At 64.7% G+C, this 969-nt stretch carries 1 protein-coding gene; it reads left to right on the top strand.

Translation table 11 applies throughout. The features are described from left to right. Positions 1-969: Ig-like domain-containing protein (locus BTW08_RS18560; protein ID WP_139313731.1), on the top strand; the 969-nt coding region annotated here is incomplete at both ends.

Below are 969 nucleotides of genomic sequence, written 5' to 3'. Positions count from 1 at the left end.
TTCTCAGTGGTCAAGTGCCGGCAGCGACCGATGTTGACGGTACGATCGTGGGTTACGACCTGTCGACGGATGTCGGTGCCGGCAACGGCAGCCTGACGTTCAACGCCGACGGCTCCTACAGCTTCACGCCCGGCACCGACTTCGACAGTCTGGCTGCCGGTGAGAGCCGTGACGTGACCTTCAGCTACACCGCCACCGATAACGACGGCGGCGTTAGCGAGCCCAAGACGGTGACGATCACCGTGACCGGCACCAACGATGCGCCGGTGGCCGTCGCCGATACCCGGACCACCGGCGAGAACAGCGTTCTCAGTGGGCAGGTGCCGGCGGCGAGTGACGTCGATGGCACGATAGCCGGTTACGACCTGGCGACGGATGTCGGTACCGGCAACGGAACGCTGAACTTCAACGCCGACGGTTCCTACACCTTCACGCCGGGTGCCGACTTCGACAGTCTGGCCGCGGGCGAGAGCCGCGACGTGACCTTCAGCTACACCGCCACCGACAACGATGGCGGCGTCAGTGCACCGAAGACGGTCACCATTACCGTCACCGGTACCAACGACGCCCCGGTCGCTCAGGCAGGCACGGCCACGACGGAAGAGAACAGTGTTCTCAGCGGGCAAGTTCCAGCAGCAAGTGACGTCGATGGCACCATCGCCAGCTACGCACTCGACACCGGCGTGGGTCAGGGCAACGGCAGTCTCAGCTTCAACGCCGACGGCAGCTACAGCTTCACGCCGGGTGCCGACTTCGACAGTCTGGCCGCGGGCGAAAGTCGCGACGTCACCTTCAGCTACACCGCCACCGATAACGATGGCGGCGTGAGTGAACCCAAGACTGTCACCATCACCGTCACCGGCACCAACGATGAGCCGGTGGCTCAGGCGGCTGCGGCCACGACAGAAGAGAACACGCTGCTGACCGGTCAGGTACCGGCAGCGACGGATGTCGATGGCACCATCGCCG

This window comes from Salinicola sp. MH3R3-1, from assembly GCF_001937155.1.
Lineage (GTDB): Bacteria > Pseudomonadota > Gammaproteobacteria > Pseudomonadales > Halomonadaceae > Salinicola > Salinicola halophyticus.
This window is presented reverse-complemented; position numbering and strand designations above follow the sequence as displayed.